Annotated in this window: 16 protein-coding genes and 1 pseudogene; 12 read left to right on the forward strand and 5 right to left on the reverse strand. The window is 53.9% G+C overall.

The window, feature by feature from the left end; translation table 11 throughout:
* Nucleotides 1-295 precede the first annotated feature (295 nt).
* The 6 genes from HBA26_RS03820 (at nucleotide 296) to tusE (ending at nucleotide 6502) form a co-directional block, all read left to right on the forward strand.
* Nucleotides 296-1042: a fimbrial protein gene (locus tag HBA26_RS03820; RefSeq protein ID WP_166720809.1), complete on the forward strand. Its 747-nt coding sequence runs from the start codon at nucleotides 296-298 to the stop codon at nucleotides 1040-1042.
* A gap of 70 nt (nucleotides 1043-1112) precedes the next feature.
* Entirely contained in the window at nucleotides 1113-1607 is a 495-nt protein-coding gene (locus HBA26_RS03825) for a CS1 type fimbrial major subunit (protein WP_063431260.1), read from the forward strand.
* Nucleotides 1608-1681: 74 nt separating this feature from the next.
* The gene (locus tag HBA26_RS03830) at nucleotides 1682-4399 is read left to right on the forward strand and encodes a TcfC E-set like domain-containing protein (protein ID WP_126345211.1); all 2718 of its coding nucleotides are present in this window, start codon (nucleotides 1682-1684) and stop codon (nucleotides 4397-4399) included.
* Nucleotides 4396-5541, forward strand: a complete 1146-nt coding sequence (locus tag HBA26_RS03835) for a CfaE/CblD family pilus tip adhesin (protein ID WP_241235447.1) — start codon at nucleotides 4396-4398, stop codon at nucleotides 5539-5541. The genes HBA26_RS03830 and HBA26_RS03835 overlap by 4 nt, the downstream gene beginning before the upstream one ends.
* 10 nt (nucleotides 5542-5551) lie before the next feature.
* Nucleotides 5552-6103: a LuxR C-terminal-related transcriptional regulator gene (locus HBA26_RS03840; RefSeq protein WP_126345210.1), complete on the forward strand. Its 552-nt coding sequence runs from the start codon at nucleotides 5552-5554 to the stop codon at nucleotides 6101-6103.
* 69 nt (nucleotides 6104-6172) lie between these two features.
* Nucleotides 6173-6502 carry a sulfurtransferase TusE gene (gene tusE, locus HBA26_RS03845; RefSeq protein ID WP_038639458.1) on the forward strand — a complete coding sequence of 110 codons (330 nt, stop codon included), beginning with the start codon at nucleotides 6173-6175 and terminating at the stop codon, nucleotides 6500-6502.
* Here the strand turns inward: tusE and yccX are convergent.
* Together yccX and HBA26_RS23085 are read right to left on the reverse strand one after the other, a co-directional pair.
* Complete coding sequence (gene yccX, locus HBA26_RS03850) at nucleotides 6499-6780, reverse strand: acylphosphatase (protein ID WP_028012610.1); 282 nt, start codon at nucleotides 6778-6780, stop codon at nucleotides 6499-6501. The genes tusE and yccX overlap by 4 nt on opposite strands.
* An 11-nt stretch (nucleotides 6781-6791) precedes the next feature.
* Nucleotides 6792-7023: pseudogene (locus HBA26_RS23085) on the reverse strand (helix-turn-helix transcriptional regulator); the annotation flags it as partial.
* Nucleotides 7024-7045: 22 nt separating this feature from the next.
* On the opposite strand from HBA26_RS23085, the gene rlmI reads away from it, so the two are divergent.
* A complete protein-coding gene (rlmI, locus tag HBA26_RS03860; protein WP_045261702.1) occupies nucleotides 7046-8236 on the forward strand; it encodes a 23S rRNA (cytosine(1962)-C(5))-methyltransferase RlmI in 1191 nt (396 codons plus the stop codon).
* A gap of 60 nt (nucleotides 8237-8296) precedes the next feature.
* Nucleotides 8297-8614, forward strand: a complete 318-nt coding sequence (gene hspQ / locus HBA26_RS03865) for a heat shock protein HspQ (RefSeq protein ID WP_008499919.1) — start codon at nucleotides 8297-8299, stop codon at nucleotides 8612-8614.
* A 37-nt stretch (nucleotides 8615-8651) separates the two neighbouring features.
* Here the strand turns inward: hspQ and HBA26_RS03870 are convergent, their stop codons facing one another.
* Nucleotides 8652-9065, reverse strand: coding sequence for a CoA-binding protein (locus tag HBA26_RS03870; RefSeq protein WP_028012609.1), 414 nt, complete (start codon nucleotides 9063-9065; stop codon nucleotides 8652-8654).
* Between the two features lie 173 nt (nucleotides 9066-9238).
* Between HBA26_RS03870 and HBA26_RS03875 the strand changes: the two genes are divergently transcribed.
* Together HBA26_RS03875 and mgsA are read left to right on the forward strand one after the other, a co-directional pair.
* Nucleotides 9239-9901: a DUF2057 family protein gene (locus HBA26_RS03875; protein WP_126345209.1), complete on the forward strand. Its 663-nt coding sequence runs from the start codon at nucleotides 9239-9241 to the stop codon at nucleotides 9899-9901.
* An 80-nt stretch (nucleotides 9902-9981) separates the two neighbouring features.
* On the forward strand, nucleotides 9982-10440 hold the full coding sequence (gene mgsA / locus HBA26_RS03880; RefSeq protein WP_041912035.1) for a methylglyoxal synthase: 459 nt from the start codon (nucleotides 9982-9984) through the stop codon (nucleotides 10438-10440).
* A gap of 57 nt (nucleotides 10441-10497) precedes the next feature.
* On the opposite strand, the gene helD is transcribed toward mgsA, so the two are convergent.
* Nucleotides 10498-12552: a DNA helicase IV gene (gene helD, locus HBA26_RS03885; RefSeq protein ID WP_126345208.1), complete on the reverse strand. Its 2055-nt coding sequence runs from the start codon at nucleotides 12550-12552 to the stop codon at nucleotides 10498-10500.
* A gap of 123 nt (nucleotides 12553-12675) precedes the next feature.
* Between helD and HBA26_RS03890 the strand changes: the two genes are divergently transcribed.
* Nucleotides 12676-13122, forward strand: a complete 447-nt coding sequence (locus tag HBA26_RS03890) for a YccF domain-containing protein (protein ID WP_041910601.1) — start codon at nucleotides 12676-12678, stop codon at nucleotides 13120-13122.
* 19 nt (nucleotides 13123-13141) lie between these two features.
* Nucleotides 13142-15304, forward strand: a complete 2163-nt coding sequence (gene yccS / locus HBA26_RS03895; protein WP_126345207.1) for a YccS family putative transporter — start codon at nucleotides 13142-13144, stop codon at nucleotides 15302-15304.
* Here the strand turns inward: yccS and HBA26_RS03900 are convergent.
* A complete protein-coding gene (locus HBA26_RS03900; RefSeq protein WP_126345206.1) occupies nucleotides 15261-15887 on the reverse strand; it encodes a TfoX/Sxy family DNA transformation protein in 627 nt (208 codons plus the stop codon). The two genes, yccS and HBA26_RS03900, sit on opposite strands and share 44 nt — an antisense overlap.
* Between the last annotated feature and the right edge of the window lie 88 nt (nucleotides 15888-15975).

A 15975-nucleotide genomic window follows, 5' to 3' on the forward strand; every position in this document is an offset into this window, starting at 1 on the left:
AGATGTGTATAAGAGACAGGTCTTTGTTCCACTCGAAAGTACAACAGACATAAAAACAGCCCTGATTTGATTAATTTTTGAGCAGGTGCGTTTTTTTTCCATTATCCACGATAGCGGCATTTAATATTAACTATACATCCTTTAGACCAGAAAATCAGGATAAAAAACTGTATATATCGAGTTAACTAATACAAATTTTCTCAAGATGTTGTTCTGGTTAAAGTTTCTCTGCCCTGAAGCGATTCACAAGCAGACGGCCACTGGCAATAAACCACTCAGTAACCAGAGCAGACAGATGTTGAAATTAAAATTTGTAAAGAAAAGGCCCTATGCTTTTTACGCAGTCGTACTTTCACTGTCATTTTTCTCAGAAATTTCAGTGGCTAATATGAGTGTATACCCGATGGAACTCAATGTGGATAGCTCCGGAACAGCGCAAATAACAGTGGCGTCGAAGAGCGATGATATTCAGTTCATTCGGGTGAAGCAAAAGAAAATTCTTAATCCCGGAACATCATTGGAAAAAGAGATCGATGTTCCTCCATGGCAAGAAGGCGGCATTATCGTCACCCCTGAAAAGTTTGCCCTTTCGGCGGGCGGCATGCGCGTGGTTCGCCTGGTGTCTCTGGTTCCCCCCTCAAAAGAGAGTACCTGGCGCATCTATTTCGAAGGGGTAAACCAGCCAGACAGCATTGCCTTCACAGAACAAGGACAATCTGCTGCCTTAGCGAAAATAGGGGTTAATGTTATCTGGGGTGCGTTGGTGCACATCGCGCCCACGGAAAACAACATCTCATTGACACTGGATAAAACTCACGGCGCCTTAATAAATAAGGGCACCCTGCGCGTACCGCTAAAAGAAATCGGTATATGTGATGAAAAATACAAATGCCGGTGGCTTAAAGAAGAGGCAACAATTTATCCGGAGAGGGAACGAAAATTAAAAACCTTTTCGCAATTACAGGGCATTAAGTACAAATTCCGCTACTTCAACTGGATAAACAAAACCACTGAAGAAGCTGAGTTACCCGTCGTGGAATAACACGACATCTGTAGTCCTAATGTGTTTTTTTAAAGCGCTATGGCGCTCACTTGTAAATATGGAGATATCAATGCATAAGTTTATTAAACCTCTGATGATCGTTGCCTCGATGACAGCATCTCTGAACGCAATGGCCATTCAGAAAGATATTACTATCAATGCCAGCGTAGATTCGCAGCTGGATATGACTCAGGCCGACAACACACCACTTCCGTCCAGTATCGATATGCAGTATCTGCCTGGCAGCGGGTTGGTAAGTTACCGTTTAAATACCAAAATCTGGTCTAACTCCGCCACCAGCAACGTCAAGGTTCGTCTTGTCAGCGCAGCCAAACTGACCAATACCGATGGTAACCAGAACATTCCGATGACCGTTATTCTTGGCGATAAAACGCTCAATACGACTGACACGGTGTTTACCGGTACGGAGCTTTTCCCGGGCACTGCTGAAAACGGTTCAGCCGTATTACCACTAACTATTTCTCAAACGACGAAAGGTATTTTAAAAAGCGGCCAGTATAGCGGCGTTGTGAGCCTGATGTTAACGCAGGCAACTACAGCATAATTCACTGTTACACAAAGGAAATAACATCAGAGGGAGCTTTCCCTCTGATGTCAGGATGATGTTGAGGCTCACTTATGGCTTTTCACAGAAGTACTCTCCTTTTTGTTACTCTATTACCCGCATCGATTCAACTTGCCTGTGCAGAAATGGCAATCCCATCTGGGTTTGAGGATCTGGCAAAAACTCAGCGTCTGTGGACGGAAGTCAGCCTGTATGGAGAATCGCTGGGTCTTTTTGAAATAGATATTAATCTTGATACTGTCACCTTTATCAGGCCGCAGGCGCTTATCGCCGCCGTTAAACGTCAATTTAATGACGATCCGGCGCTGCTTGCCTCCGTAAGCAATACGCTCACTGCACCGCTGCCTCGCAACGGCAACCTCGCCTGCAGTAGCAACGGTTCAGCACCAGGATGTGATTATATCGATACCCGCCGTGCGGCAATTATCTATGACGAAAATAACGCACGCATAAATCTTTTTTTTGATAAGCAGTATTTGCCAAGGCGCACAGCGGGAAGTCAATGGTATCAGCCGACGCACGGCAGCGAAAACGCGCTTATTCATCAGCAAAATATTAACTTTGTTGCGGACAGAGACTATCAGTCGGCCACCGTTCAAGGTAGCGGGGCGCTGGCGGTTACAGAAGACGGTTATTTCAATCTCGACTGGGTCTGGCTTGGGCAACGATCCCGCCATCAGCAACAGCAGAATGTCACCGTCAACAATGCCTGGTATCGTCAGGACGTAAGTCGTGAACACTATATTCAACTGGGGGAGATGGACACCCGCGATTTGTTCAGCAACACCGGGGGAAATATTTCTCTCAGTCAGCTTCCTTTGGGGAAAATACGTGGGCTACGCGCGGGTTCGACCCGGGCATGGGTCAATCCGGTTCAGCTTTCGCACGGCACGCCACTCACCGTTCTTTTGTCCCATGACGCGCGCATTGACGCACGTCGGGGAGATCAGTTGCTGGCCAGCTTTTACCTGAACGCCGGGGCGCAAACACTGGATACCCGTTCGTTCCCGGAGGGCAGCTACACCGTCACTCTGGCAATCTATGAAAATAACCTTCTAACACGCACTGAACAAGTTCTCTTTACTCGTACCGGTATAACCCCGTTTGATCGCATCGAATGGTTTATGCAGGGTGGTGAGACTAATAATGATGGGCCAGATGAATCACGTTCTGCCGTGGCACAAGCAGGGATTCGCCTTCCTCTCACACCGACACTGGCGCTGTCCAGTGGCGTCACTGCAACACGTGAGCGCCGTTTTCTGGAAAATGCCGTTGACTGGAGCCAGGGTTTTAATTCAGGGCCTATTGATGGGGTACTGAGCACACGTTTTAGTTATCTGTACGGCAGCAATGGAGAACGAGGAGATATCCAACAGGTCAGCTATAACGATGGTTTTTCCCTGAGTTTTTATCGTAACGCATTATCAGCAGATAGATGCGATAACAGAAACCAGGGATTCGACGCTATTAACGGTTGTTACCGTACACTGTCGGCACTGTTTTCCGTACCTCTCGGATCGTGGTATGCCAGCCTGGGCTATTCCGATAACCACAGCGAAGGACGTTACGTCTACCGCCGCGAGCTTGCTCATTATGACGATCATTACGACAAGGGGCTCCCCTGGGAGCAAGTTTATATGACACGTTCTCACTCTCGTGCATGGCAGGCGGGGCTGAGCAACAGTTTTAATATCCGCGGCCTGAATATTTACGGCAGCGCCAATGTGTTTAAGCGCAACGACGACTCACGCAGTGGCAGCGATAAAGGCGGTTACTTGAGCTTAAACCTGTCTCTGGCAAATAACGCTCAAAGGGAGGCATCAAGTTATACCTCTCTGGGGGCTACCTGGCAGGAGCAGCAAAACGAAAAAAACCAGCTCAGCTATAGCGTAGCGCATAACTGGTACGTAGATGCACGTGGAGAGAATGAATACGGTCTCAGCGCATCCGGATTCAACAGTAATTCGCTTAACACATCGGCATACACCCGACAGGGAGGGCGTTTCGGCAATGTCAGCCTGATGTTTAGCGACTTCTGGAATAGAAACGCGCGCAGCCACACTCCGAGCGGAAGCGGAAATTACAGTTCAACATTCGCGCTGTCGCGCTCCGGGTTGTGGCTTGGCCGCTGGAGTGATGGACGTCCAGCATCAGCCGTTGCGATTAACGTCTCTACACCGGAAGAAAGCGAGACTTCCCGTGTTGCCGTCTCGCTGGATAACGGCGGCAGTGCGGATATCCCAGCTAACAGCCAGGGGTTGTTCACCGTTCCGGGCTATCGACAAACGACGCTGACCATTAACGAATCTCTGAATCTATCTCACGGCGCCAGCAGTGAAATCACACAGGGATCAGGGAGCAGAACGGTGTTTATGGTGCCCGGGAAATTGCTTCATCGAGAAGTGCACACTTCAGCAAGCTACACCTGGGTTGGGCGGTTGACAGATGAACGCCATGCTCCTCTGACGGGGGGCGTACCTCTGAATGTCAATGGCTGGAACGATCTGGGGCAAGGAGGTTTTAGCGCACAAAGCGATGTCCTTCTCCACCAACTTTATATGGTTAGCCAGCAGCAGTTTTATCAATGCGCGCTTAACGTCAAGAGCATGCGTGATGTGGTGCGCTATGTCGGCACCATAACTTGCCGGGGAATAACATTTTCCGCTCTGCCGGAAACGGTTCAACAGCAGGCGCAGTTAATGCTGACCAGACACGGGAAGGCGGTTGACGCCACGGTAATGAATACTGATAACGATTTAAAAGGAAAATGATGAACAAACACATTTTACTTTCGTTGCTTGCCTGCCTCTGGGCAGTGAAATCGCCAGCAGCGCCCCCCGCAGACAAAAACACCACGGTCAGTCTGAGCTTTGACCGTACAGCGCCACCCAACCGCTTTTACATATGGAAACAGGAGTCAGCTGGTTATGATCCTTCATATCCATATAAATGGGGAATGAATACCCTCACCTGCTTATCATCTACGAACCCGCAAGGAGGCTGTCGTACATATCCATACTGGGTTACAGATAACCCCTCTCCGCCATATGCAATTAGCGTGCAATTTACCCATCTGGTGACAAACAAAAAAGTAGAACTAAAGGTATATGGCGAGAAACATATGTTTCTACGCAAAAGCGCAATCACCCTTGCGAGCTACGTTTCCGATGGGTCGTACAGCCCAGCAGACTGGGACCGCGAGCCCTATTTTGATTTTTACATTGTCGGCAGTGAATTGAGCAAGCTGAATCTCTCAGGTATCTGGACCCAAACGTTAATACAGAACGTTAAATTATGGAATTCTGGGAGTTGTGGGGGACTTCCGATTAATTTGGCTTGTGACGCCACACTCGCTAAATGGTCTGCAGAAATTAAGCTTGAAGTTGTCGATACAGGCAATCAGCAAATTTATCTGCCAGCCTTCCCGCATTCAACCCCTGTCGTCAATCTAAACCTGACAAACTTTCCTGGCAGACCAGGAGTAAGTGAGATCAGCGGTGAAACCGGGCTCGATATGTGTCTTTACGATGGTAACAACAGCACCAGTCGTCGCCTCTTCCTGCGCTTTGAAGACGACGGGCTGGAAGCAGCAGATCGCGCAGCTGGGGCATTCTCCATCCGCAGGCGCGGCGGAAGCCAGACGGAACCGAGAGACCGTCTCGATTACCGGGTTTCGGTGACCCATCCTGTCACGGGCGCCACGGAAACGGTGACAAACGGCACTACCGTCGTCTGGCAGGGGGTGAATGACCCTAAATATCTTCGGCAAGTGATCCTGCCCGGCGGGCGTGAAACAGTACAGTGCGTCCCCGCACCTATCATTCTGACCACGCCGTCGTTTGCCGCCAGCAGCAAAAATGCCGGGGATTACACCGGCACCCTACGCGTTATCTATACGCCCAGTACCTTATAAAGAGGCCATTGTGAGTTACGCCATCCTCGACAACAATCGTTTTTATGCCGAAGGGTTGCGCTACGCCCTTCTGCGCCGTAACGCTCAGACGCAGGTTGAGAGCGGTACGGTAAAGTGGTGCCGTTCGCTGCTGGCCCGCGACACCCTCGTTGTTCGCTGCCGCTTTTCCGTCGCGGGGACGCATCTGGCGCTGGTCGACATTCTTCTGGAGCTGGAAGCCAGGCGCTGGGAAGGAACGGTGTATTTGGTATGCAATGAAAAAGGCTGGGCACTGGCTACCCATCTGCGAAAGCGGTTTGCCACGCTGACCTTATATATCATTGATGACCGGATTGCCGTTGCGGATGCGGCGTATCTGCTTGCCAGAGAGCCCCGCCGGGTGCGCACCCTGAATTGTTGCCTGACAGGCATGGAGTTCAACGTGCTCGACAGGCTGGTGAACGGACAATCGGTACGGCATGTCGCGCATATGACGCAGATGAGTGAGAAACAGGTGTCGACGTATAAATGCAACGCGCTGAAAAAGCTTAATGCCAACAATCTGCTCCAGCTTCTTCTGTAGGTCGAGGTTTCTCACGCCGCCCCTTATTTGCTAGACTAGGGGCGGTTTTTACTTTATCGACAGAGCACTATGTTCATTTTTGCAGGCCAGGAAATTGAGACCGATAGCGAAGGCTATCTGAAAGACACCACGCTATGGAGCGAGCCGCTGGCGGAGAAAATCGCCGAAAACGAAGGTATCGACCTCTCCCCCGAACACTGGGAGGTGGTCCGTTTTGTGCGCGAGTTTTATCTCGAGTTCAACACCTCTCCGGCCATCCGCATGCTGGTCAAGGCGATGGCCAACAAATTTGGCGAAGAAAAAGGCAACAGCCGCTATCTGTATCGCCTGTTCCCGAAGGGCCCGGCAAAACAGGCCACCAAAATTGCCGGCCTTCCTAAACCGGTGAAGTGTATTTAATACCGAATACCGAAGTTCACATATTCCCTGCCGGGTTGATGCGGTTCCGTTAAGACCTTATCAACCCGGGCGCTGCGCGGCCCGCCTGCTTTCAGCCACGCCATCAGTTTTTCAACCTGCTCCGCGTCGCCGCAGGCGACCACCTCAACGCTGCCGTCGTCCATATTTCGCGCGTATCCCGTTAGCCCAAGCGTCATCGCTTCGCGCTGGGTGCTGTAGCGGAACCCGACGCCCTGAACAACGCCGTGGACCCAGGCAATGGTGCAGACTTTTGACATTTTTCTTCTCCTTAACGTAGCGTTTTCGGTAAACAGCCATAGTGCTGCCGGAAACGGGCGGTGAAACGAGAGCTGGAAAGATACCCACATTGTAATGCGATTTCACCGATCGGTAAGCGAGTCGACTGTAACTGTGACAGCGCCACGGCCATTCTCACCTCCTCCACGATCTGCCGAAACGCTCAACGACATCCGCAGATGATTGCGCCTGGCTGAATGTGCTACTCTACGCGCCATTTCCCTGAAATCGACAGAACAGCAAATTATGAGTGTACGTTTAGTGTTAGCCAAAGGGCGCGAGAAGTCATTACTGCGCCGTCATCCCTGGGTCTTTTCCGGCGCGGTTGCCCGTATGGAAGGCAAAGCCAGCCTCGGTGAAACCATTGATATTGTTGACCATCAGGGGAAATGGTTAGCGCGAGGCGCTTACTCGCCAGCCTCCCAGATCCGCGCACGCGTCTGGACCTTCGATAAAGACGAAACCATCGACATTGACTTCTTCGTCCGCCGCCTGCAGCAGGCGCAGCAGTGGCGCGAGTGGCTGGCAAAGCGCGACGGGCTGGACAGCTATCGCCTGATTGCCGGTGAGTCCGACGGCCTGCCGGGCGTGACCATCGATCGCTTCGGCAACTTCCTGGTGCTGCAGCTCCTCAGCGCAGGGGCGGAATACCAGCGTGCCGCGCTGATTAGCGCCCTGCAAACCCTGTTCCCGGAATGCGCTATTTACGACCGCAGCGACGTGGCGGTGCGCAAAAAAGAGGGTATGGAGCTGACGCAGGGCCCGGTCACGGGTGAGCTGCCGCCTGCCCTGCTGCCAATTGAAGAGCACGGTATGAAGCTGCTGGTGGATATTCAGGGCGGGCACAAAACGGGTTACTACCTTGACCAGCGCGACAGCCGCCTGGCTACGCGTCAGTACGTTGCCGACAAACGCGTGCTGAACTGCTTCTCCTACACCGGCGGTTTTGCCGTTTCGGCGCTGATGGGCGGTTGTGCCCAGGTGGTCAGCGTGGATACCTCGCAGGAAGCGCTGGACGTGGCAAAACAGAACGTCGAGCTGAACAAACTGGACTTGAGCAAAGCCGAATTTATACGCGACGACGTCTTCAAGCTGCTGCGTAAATATCGCGATCAGGGCGAGAAGTTCGACGTCATCGTGATGGATCCGCCAAAGTTTGTGGAAAACAAAAGCCAGCTGATGGGCGCCTGCCGTGGGTATAAGGATATCAACATGCTGGCCATCCAGCTGCTGAACCCGGGCGGGGTGCTGCTCACCTTCTCCTGCTCCGGGCTGATGACCACCGATTTATTCCAAAAAATCATCGCCGATGCCGCAATAGATGCTGGTCGTGATGTACAATTTATAGAGCAGTTCCGTCAGGCAGCCGATCACCCCGTGATTGCTACCTACCCGGAAGGACTGTATCTGAAAGGGTTTGCCTGTCGCGTCATGTAACTTGAAAAGAGAAATATTGCCCGCACTTAATGTGTAAGTCGTATTTCCCGGGAGGTGACTATGATTGCCAGCAAATTCGGTATCGGCCAGCAGGTCCGCCACACTTTGCTTGGGTATTTGGGTGTGGTCGTGGATATCGACCCGGAGTATTCCCTTGATGAACCGTCAGCGGACGAACTGGCGGTGAACGCAGAGCTTCGCGCTGCACCCTGGTACCATGTGGTGATGGAAGGTGACGACGGACAACCCGTACATACCTACCTTGCCGAAGCGCAGCTAAGTAGCGAGCTGCAGGAAGAGCATCCGGAACAACCCACGATGGATGAACTTGCTCAGACTATCCGCAAACAGTTACAGGCTCCGCGCCTGCGGAACTAAGCGTGTAAAAAAAGCCCGATGAACGGGCTTTTTTTTATTACTTCGCCAGCCCCAGACGGGGGATATCGATCGCCGGACAGCGATCCATAACCACCTTCAATCCCGCATCCCGCGCCAGCACGGCAGCCTGCTCGTTAATCACGCCCAGCTGCATCCACAATGTTTTCGCCCCGACGGCAATCGCGTCCTGTGCCACTTCCCACGCCGCCTCGGAATTACGGAAGACATCGACCATATCAATTTTTTCCGGCACGTCAGCGAGCGTGGCATAACCCTGCTGGCCCAGTAAGGTTTTCCCCGCCACTTTTGGTGAGACGGGGATGACGTGATAGCCCTGATCGAGAAGGTATTTCATCACCCGATAGCTGGGACGGTCGGGTTTATCGCTCGCGCCCACCAGCGCAATGGTACGCGTGGAGGTCAGAATCTCGGCAATATCGTTCTCTTTCATGGTTTTTCTCCTAGCTTTTTTAAAAGTGTACGCCAAAGCGCACATCTCAACCATCCATCCCATACAGATGTATGAGGGCAAAACGGCAAAATATGTCTATATGTTAGTAAACGTGATTATCGAAAGATTTAGATACATTAATGCGGCGACAGTATCTCTGACGGGAGCCTTCTATGAAAACCGGTTTTGCCACTGCTCTGATTGCGTTAGCGATGCCGGTTTGCGTTTTCGCCACCACGCTTCGGCTTTCTGGCGACATTGATCTTCTGGTTCTGGACGGGAAAAAGGTTTCCAGCTCGTTATTGCGCGGGGCTGACAGCATTGAGTTAGATAACGGGCCACATCAGCTGGTGTTCCGGGTCGAAAAAGCGATCGGCCTGACTAACCATGAGCAACGGATGTACATCTCTCCGCCGCTGATTGCCAGCTTTAATACCCGGCAAATCAGCCAGGTGAACATTACCCTGCCTCGCCTTGAAACGGAGAAGGAATCAGCGGCCTTCGACGCCTCGCCGCGCGTTGAGCTGCTGGACGGGAATGCAATGCCGATCCCGGTCAAGCTGGATATTCTGGCGTTGACCAGCGCCACAAAAAGCCCGGACTACGAGGCCGCAACGCAGGTCTATAACAAAGCCGGCAAACGCGCCTCCCTTCCGCAGTTTGCCACCATGATGGCGGACGACAGTACGCTGCTATCCGGCGTCTCGGAACTGGACGTCATTCCGCCGCAGTCCCAGACCCTGACGGAACAGCGCCTTAAATTCTGGTTCCAGCAGGCCGATCCCGACACGCGGGCCCGGTTTTTACAGTGGGCAAAGCAACAACCTTCATCTTAAGCCACATTTTTTACGCCTTTCTCTTGCAGTGTCAGACGGTTCCCGTCATCGTGTAGTCAGTTAACCTGATGGATATGATTATGGAACTGACAACACGCACGCTGCCTGAACGCAAACACATTGCGCTGGTGGCGCACGATCACTGTAAACAAATGCTGCTTAACTGGGTTCGCCGCCATCAGCCGCTGCTGGAAAAGCATGCCCTCTCGGCGACCGGCACTACCGGTAACCTGATCCAGCGCGAAACGGGTCTGGAGGTGAATGCGATGCTGAGCGGCCCGATGGGCGGCGATCAGCAGGTCGGGGCGCAGATTTCCGAAGGGAAAATTGATGTGCTGATCTTCTTCTGGGATCCGCTGAATGCGGTTCCGCACGATCCGGATGTCAAAGCGCTGCTGCGTCTGGCAACGGTGTGGAATATTCCGGTGGCGACGAACCTGTCAACGGCGGATTTTATCATTGAATCACCGCAGTTTAACTCGCCGGTTGAGATCCTTATTCCGGACTATCAGCGCTATCTTTCCGAGAGACTGAAGTAGCTTTTTTTGCCGGGTGGCGGCTACGTCTACCCGGCCTGGAAATCTTGCCTGACGCCGTTATGGCTTCCGCGCCACCGGCACGTTAATACTCTTCAATATATCGACAAACACGGATGGCTCCTCTTTATTGAACAGCAGCCACACGCGGTGACGCGCGCGGGTGATGGCCACGTACAGCAAACGCCGTTCTTCGGCATCCGGGAAGTCTTCCGGCACCGGCAGCAGGGCCTCTTCCATGACCGACTCGCGGGCCGGAGCCGGGAATCCGTCGCTGCCTTCCTTCAGCCCCACCACAATCACATAATCGGCCTGCTGCCCTTTGCTGGCGTGAATGGTCATAAATTCAAGCTGCAGTTTCGGCCAGCGGGTAGCGGCTTTTTCCAGCGCAGCAGGCTTAAGGTGATGATAACGCGCCAGCACCAGGATACGTTCATCGGGTTTCGCATAGCCGCTGAGCTTGTCCAGCAGCGGCTCCAGCTGGTCATCCGCCAGCAGGGTGACCGCTTTTTTATCCCCTGCCCGTAGGCTGTTTAGCGGCTTGGCCAGCTGATACGGATTCTGCTGTATAAAGCGGTTGGCGATTTCACCAATCCGTGAATTGAAGCGGTATGTCGTGTCCAGATCGCTGCGGTCGCCTTCGCCAAAATAGTGGTGGAAGGCGGTCGTCAGTGAAAGCTGCGCCCCGCTGAAGCGGTAGATGGCCTGCCAGTCGTCCCCCACTGCGAACAGCGAGGTATGTTTATTTTGCGCCCGCAGCGCCGAGAGCAGTGCCGCACGCTGGGGTGAGATATCCTGGAACTCATCCACCAGAATATGCTTCCACGGGCTGACAAAGCGCCCCTTCTCCAGAATGACGATCGCCTGATGGATAAGACCGGAGAAATCAACGGCATTTTCCTCTTTCAGCGCGGTTTTCCAGGCTTTCAATAGCGGAGCCATCAGCTTGACCCGTTTTGAAAACAGATCGCGGATCGCCTCCGGCGCGCTTTCAATCATCTCTGCCTGCGAGCCGCCGTGCATCCGCATCAGGCTGACCCAGCGGTCAAGACGCGAGCCGAGCCGACGCGCCAGTTTTTCATCCTGCCAGAAGCTGCCCTCCGGCACCTCCCAGTTGAGTTCCTCTTCCAGCCATTGACGCCACCCTTTCGCCTGCGCCTTTTTCTCACTGCACTGCTGACGCCACGTTTTAATAAACAACGCCTGTCGCGCCTGCGCGTCGTTTTCCAGTTTACTGATGGCAGGCACTTTTTTACTGCCCTGCTGAATGATATGCAGCGCGAGGGCATGGAAGGTTCTGGCGGTAATATCCCGGGTGTGCAGCCGTTCCTGGATGCGTTCGTCCATCTCCTGTGCCGCCTTACGGCCAAAAGCCAGAAGCAGGATCTGATCGGCAACGGCCTCCCCGGTGGTGAGAAGCCAGCCCGCACGCGCCACCAGCACCGACGTTTTACCGCTTCCGGCCCCCGCCAGCACCAGCAGCGACTGCTCGCCGTTCACCACCGCGCGCGCCTGAGCAGGGTTGAGCGGTGAAGACTCCACCGTACTGAAAAAGTCGGCGTATTGGGTGAGCATGGCGTCCGTCCAGGCCTGGTTATGCGCCAGCCGGCTTTTATCCATATCGTTCAGCCAGGCCTGGCACTGACGCCAGGCATCGCGACAATTGTCGAACTCATCAAGACGCGTCACGGAGAGCGGCAGCGCCGAAAGTGCCTGTCGAATCTTTTGCTGCAGACCGGCGGTCTGCTGGCGCGTCAGCCACGTTTGCTGCGCGTTGCTTTGCGCGATATCGTCCAGCACCTGCTGCAGCACCTGAGCGGCAATCACGCTCATGTCGTGGCTCCACTGCTGCCAGAGCGCGTTCAGGTGATGGTGGAAACGCTGGGTTTCCGCCCACTCGGTACCGTGAAGGCGCACGACTTTGTCGTCAGGCAGAACGAACTCGAGCTCGCCCCACACCAGCCCGCGCTTGCAGTGAATAGCCAGAAGCTGATTAAACGGAATAAGGTATTCGTGGCGTTCTCCGGAGACTTTAACCCCGGCGTTGAGCAGAACAACTCTGTCATAGGGGTGTTGCGCCAGGCGTTTGCCTAAAGAAGTTGCTTTCAGTTCCATGTCCCGCCAAATCCACGAAGAGATAATTTACCTGACAGTTTAACTGCCAGTTTTAAGGTGCTCCAGCCTAAAAAAACGTTACAATCATTGGGCGTTAATTTTATCGAAAGGAAGTGAGGGTTTATGCGTACCGTTCTGAATGTGTTGAATTTTGTGCTGGGCGGTTTTGCCACCACCCTTTCCTGGCTTTTTGCCACGCTGGTGAGCATCGTCCTGATTTTCACGCTTCCCCTGACCCGTTCCTGCTGGGAAATCACGAAACTCTCGTTCATCCCCTACGGTAACGAAGCTATCCACGTTAACGAGCTGAACCCGGAGAGCAAGAGCGCCCTGATGAATACGGGGGGAACGTTGCTGAACATTCTGTGGTTGATTTTCTTCGGCTGGTGGCTGTGCATCATGCATATTTTTGCCGGTATTGCGCAGTGCATCTCAATAATTGGTATTCCGGTCGGGCTCGCGAACTTTAAGATCGCCGCCATCGCCCTTTGGCCCGTCGGGCGCAGGGTGGTTCCGGTCGAAGTGGCCCAGGCGGCGCGTGAAGCGAACGCACGTCGTCGTTTTCAGTAAATAAGGACTGGCCGCGTTTATGCTAAGTCCACTGCTTCGCCGTTATACCTGGAACAGCGCCTGGCTCTACAACGTCAGGATATTTATCGCGCTTTGCGGCACGGCTGCCCTGCCGTGGTGGCTGAATGATGTCAAGCTCACCATCCCCCTCACGCTGGGGGTGGTGGCCGGAGCGCTGGCGGATCTGGACGATCGCCTGGCCGGGCGTTTGCGGAATCTGGTCATTACGCTCGTCTGTTTTTTTATCGCCTCCGCGTCCGTTGAGTTACTTTTCCCCTGGCCGTGGCTGTTTGCCCTTGGCCTTACACTCTCCACCAGCGGGTTTATTTTGCTGGGCGGTCTGGGGCAGCGCTATGCCACTATCGCCTTTGGGGCCCTGCTGATCGCTATCTACACCATGCTGGGCGTTTCCCTGTACGACCAGTGGTATCAGCAGCCTGTGCTGCTGCTGTTGGGCGCCATCTGGTATAACCTGCTGACGTTAACCGGCCACCTAATCTTCCCGGTTCGTCCTCTGCAGGATAACCTTGCCCGCAGCTATGAGCAGCTAGCCCATTATCTGGAACTGAAATCCCGGCTGTTCGACCCGGATATCGAGGAAGAAAGCCAGGCGCCGCTTTACGATCTGGCGCTGGCAAACGGCCAGCTGGTCGCCACCCTTAACCAGACGAAAGCCTCGCTGCTTACCCGTCTGCGCGGGGATCGCGGCCAGCGCGGCACGCGCAGAACCTTGCACTACTATTTTGCCGCTCAGGACATTCATGAGCGCGCCAGCTCCTCACACGTTCAGTATGCCGCCCTGCGCGAGAAGTTCCGCTACAGCGACGTCATGTTCCGCTTTCAGCGCCTGCTGTCCATGCAGTCACAGGCATGCCAGCAGCTCGCGCGCTCCATTCTTTTGCGCACGCCCTATCAGCACGACTCCCGCTTCGAACGCGTGTTTAGCCATCTTGATGCGGCGCTCGACCGCGTGCAGGCCAGCGGAACGTCACCGGAACAGATCAAAGCGCTGGGTTTTCTGCTCAACAACCTGCGGGCGATTGATGCTCAGTTGGCGACGATTGAGTCCGAGCAGGCGATGGCACTGCCGGGCAGCGAGGTGGATAACCAGCTTGCAGATGACAGCGTGCACAGCGTGAGCGATATGTGGCTAAGGCTGAGCCGCAACTTCACGCCGGAGTCGGCGCTGTTTCGTCACGCGGTGCGAATGTCCCTGGTCTTATGCGTGGGGTATGCTTTTATCCAGATAACCGGTTTGCACCACGGCTACTGGATCCTGCTGACCAGCCTGTTTGTCTGTCAGCCGAACTATAACGCCACCCGACACCGCCTGGCATTGCGTATTATCGGCACCCTGGTCGGCGTCGCGATCGGCCTTCCGGTGCTTTATTTCGTGCCGTCCATTGAAGGACAGCTGATCCTGATCGTGATCACCGGCGTGCTGTTCTTCGCGTTTCGCAACGTGCAGTACGCCCATGCCACAATGTTCATCACGCTGCTGGTTCTGCTCTGCTTTAACCTGCTGGGTGAAGGGTTCGAGGTCGCCCTGCCCCGCGTACTCGATACCCTGATTGGCTGCGCTATCGCCTGGGCCGCCGTCAGCTTTATCTGGCCGGACTGGCGTTTCCGTAATCTACCGCGCGTGTTAGACAGGGCTATGAACGCCAACTGCCGATACCTGGATGCCATCCTTGAGCAGTATCATCAGGGCCGCGATAACCGCCTGGCTTACCGGATAGCGCGCCGCGATGCGCACAACAGCGATGCGGAACTGGCCTCGGTGGTCTCTAACATGTCAACGGAGCCTCGCGCCACGGCCGAGATTCGTGAGACGGCTTTCCGGCTGCTCTGCCTGAACCATACCTTCACCAGCTATATTTCCACGCTGGGCGCCCACCGCGAAAAACTCACCAACCCGGGCATCCTCAACCTGCTGGATGACGCGGTCTGTTATGTCGATGATGCACTGCATCACCGGCCAGCCGATGAACCGCGCGTGAGACAGGCGCTGGATGAACTTACCCAACGTATTGCGCATCTTGAGCCTGGAAACGACAGCAAAGCGCCTCTGGTGTTACAGCAGATTGGCCTGCTCATCGCCCTGCTGCCAGAAATTTGCCGGCTGCAACAGCAAATCGCTATCTGGAGGAGTGATTCTCCTGTGGCTCAGGCAGCGCATTAAACCACTCCGTCAACTCCCGGCGAATGCCGGCCGGGAGTGCCGCCTCATGCAGCCCCTCGATCGCCCCTTCCAGCGCGAATAGCACTTTGATACTCAGCGCTTTATTTTTCGCCCGCATCTTCAGCCAGCTCTCCCTTGCGCCAAGCGCCCGCAGCGTTTCTTCGTTGGTGATGCCCGCTTCAAAGAGCAACACTTCCAGCTGAAAGGTCAGGTTTGGCAGATCCTTAAGTCGATTGCGCTGATGCCGCTGGTAACGCTCTTTTCTTGCCGCATTAAGTGCGAAAGTGGAGAGCTGAAGCAGACGCTCCCTGTCCTGCCATAGCCCGTCATCCACCCGGTAATAGTTGAGAAGCACCGGACGGCCCCGCTTCATCAGGGTCAAAAAAGACGCGGCATTTTTCACACAGTATTTCGCACTTTCTTCACAGGCACGGAGGTAGAGCTCACCTTCTGACACCATGGCAAAAACCGCATCATCCACTGCCAGGGTATAGCCGCCGAACAGCGCGCGATGATGAATTTCACCCAGTGGTGACAGGTATTCCTGGGATTTATAAATCCGTTCATAAGATATCTTTTTCATGATATTTCCCTTCAAAATCATAAAGTAACAACGAAATTTCTTACTAGCGGATCCGTTAGCAGGAAAATAGGCAACTTAGCGTCGTTGA

The sequence above is a fragment of the Enterobacter sp. 725m/11 genome, from assembly GCF_011683705.1.
Classification (GTDB): domain Bacteria; phylum Pseudomonadota; class Gammaproteobacteria; order Enterobacterales; family Enterobacteriaceae; genus Enterobacter; species Enterobacter bugandensis.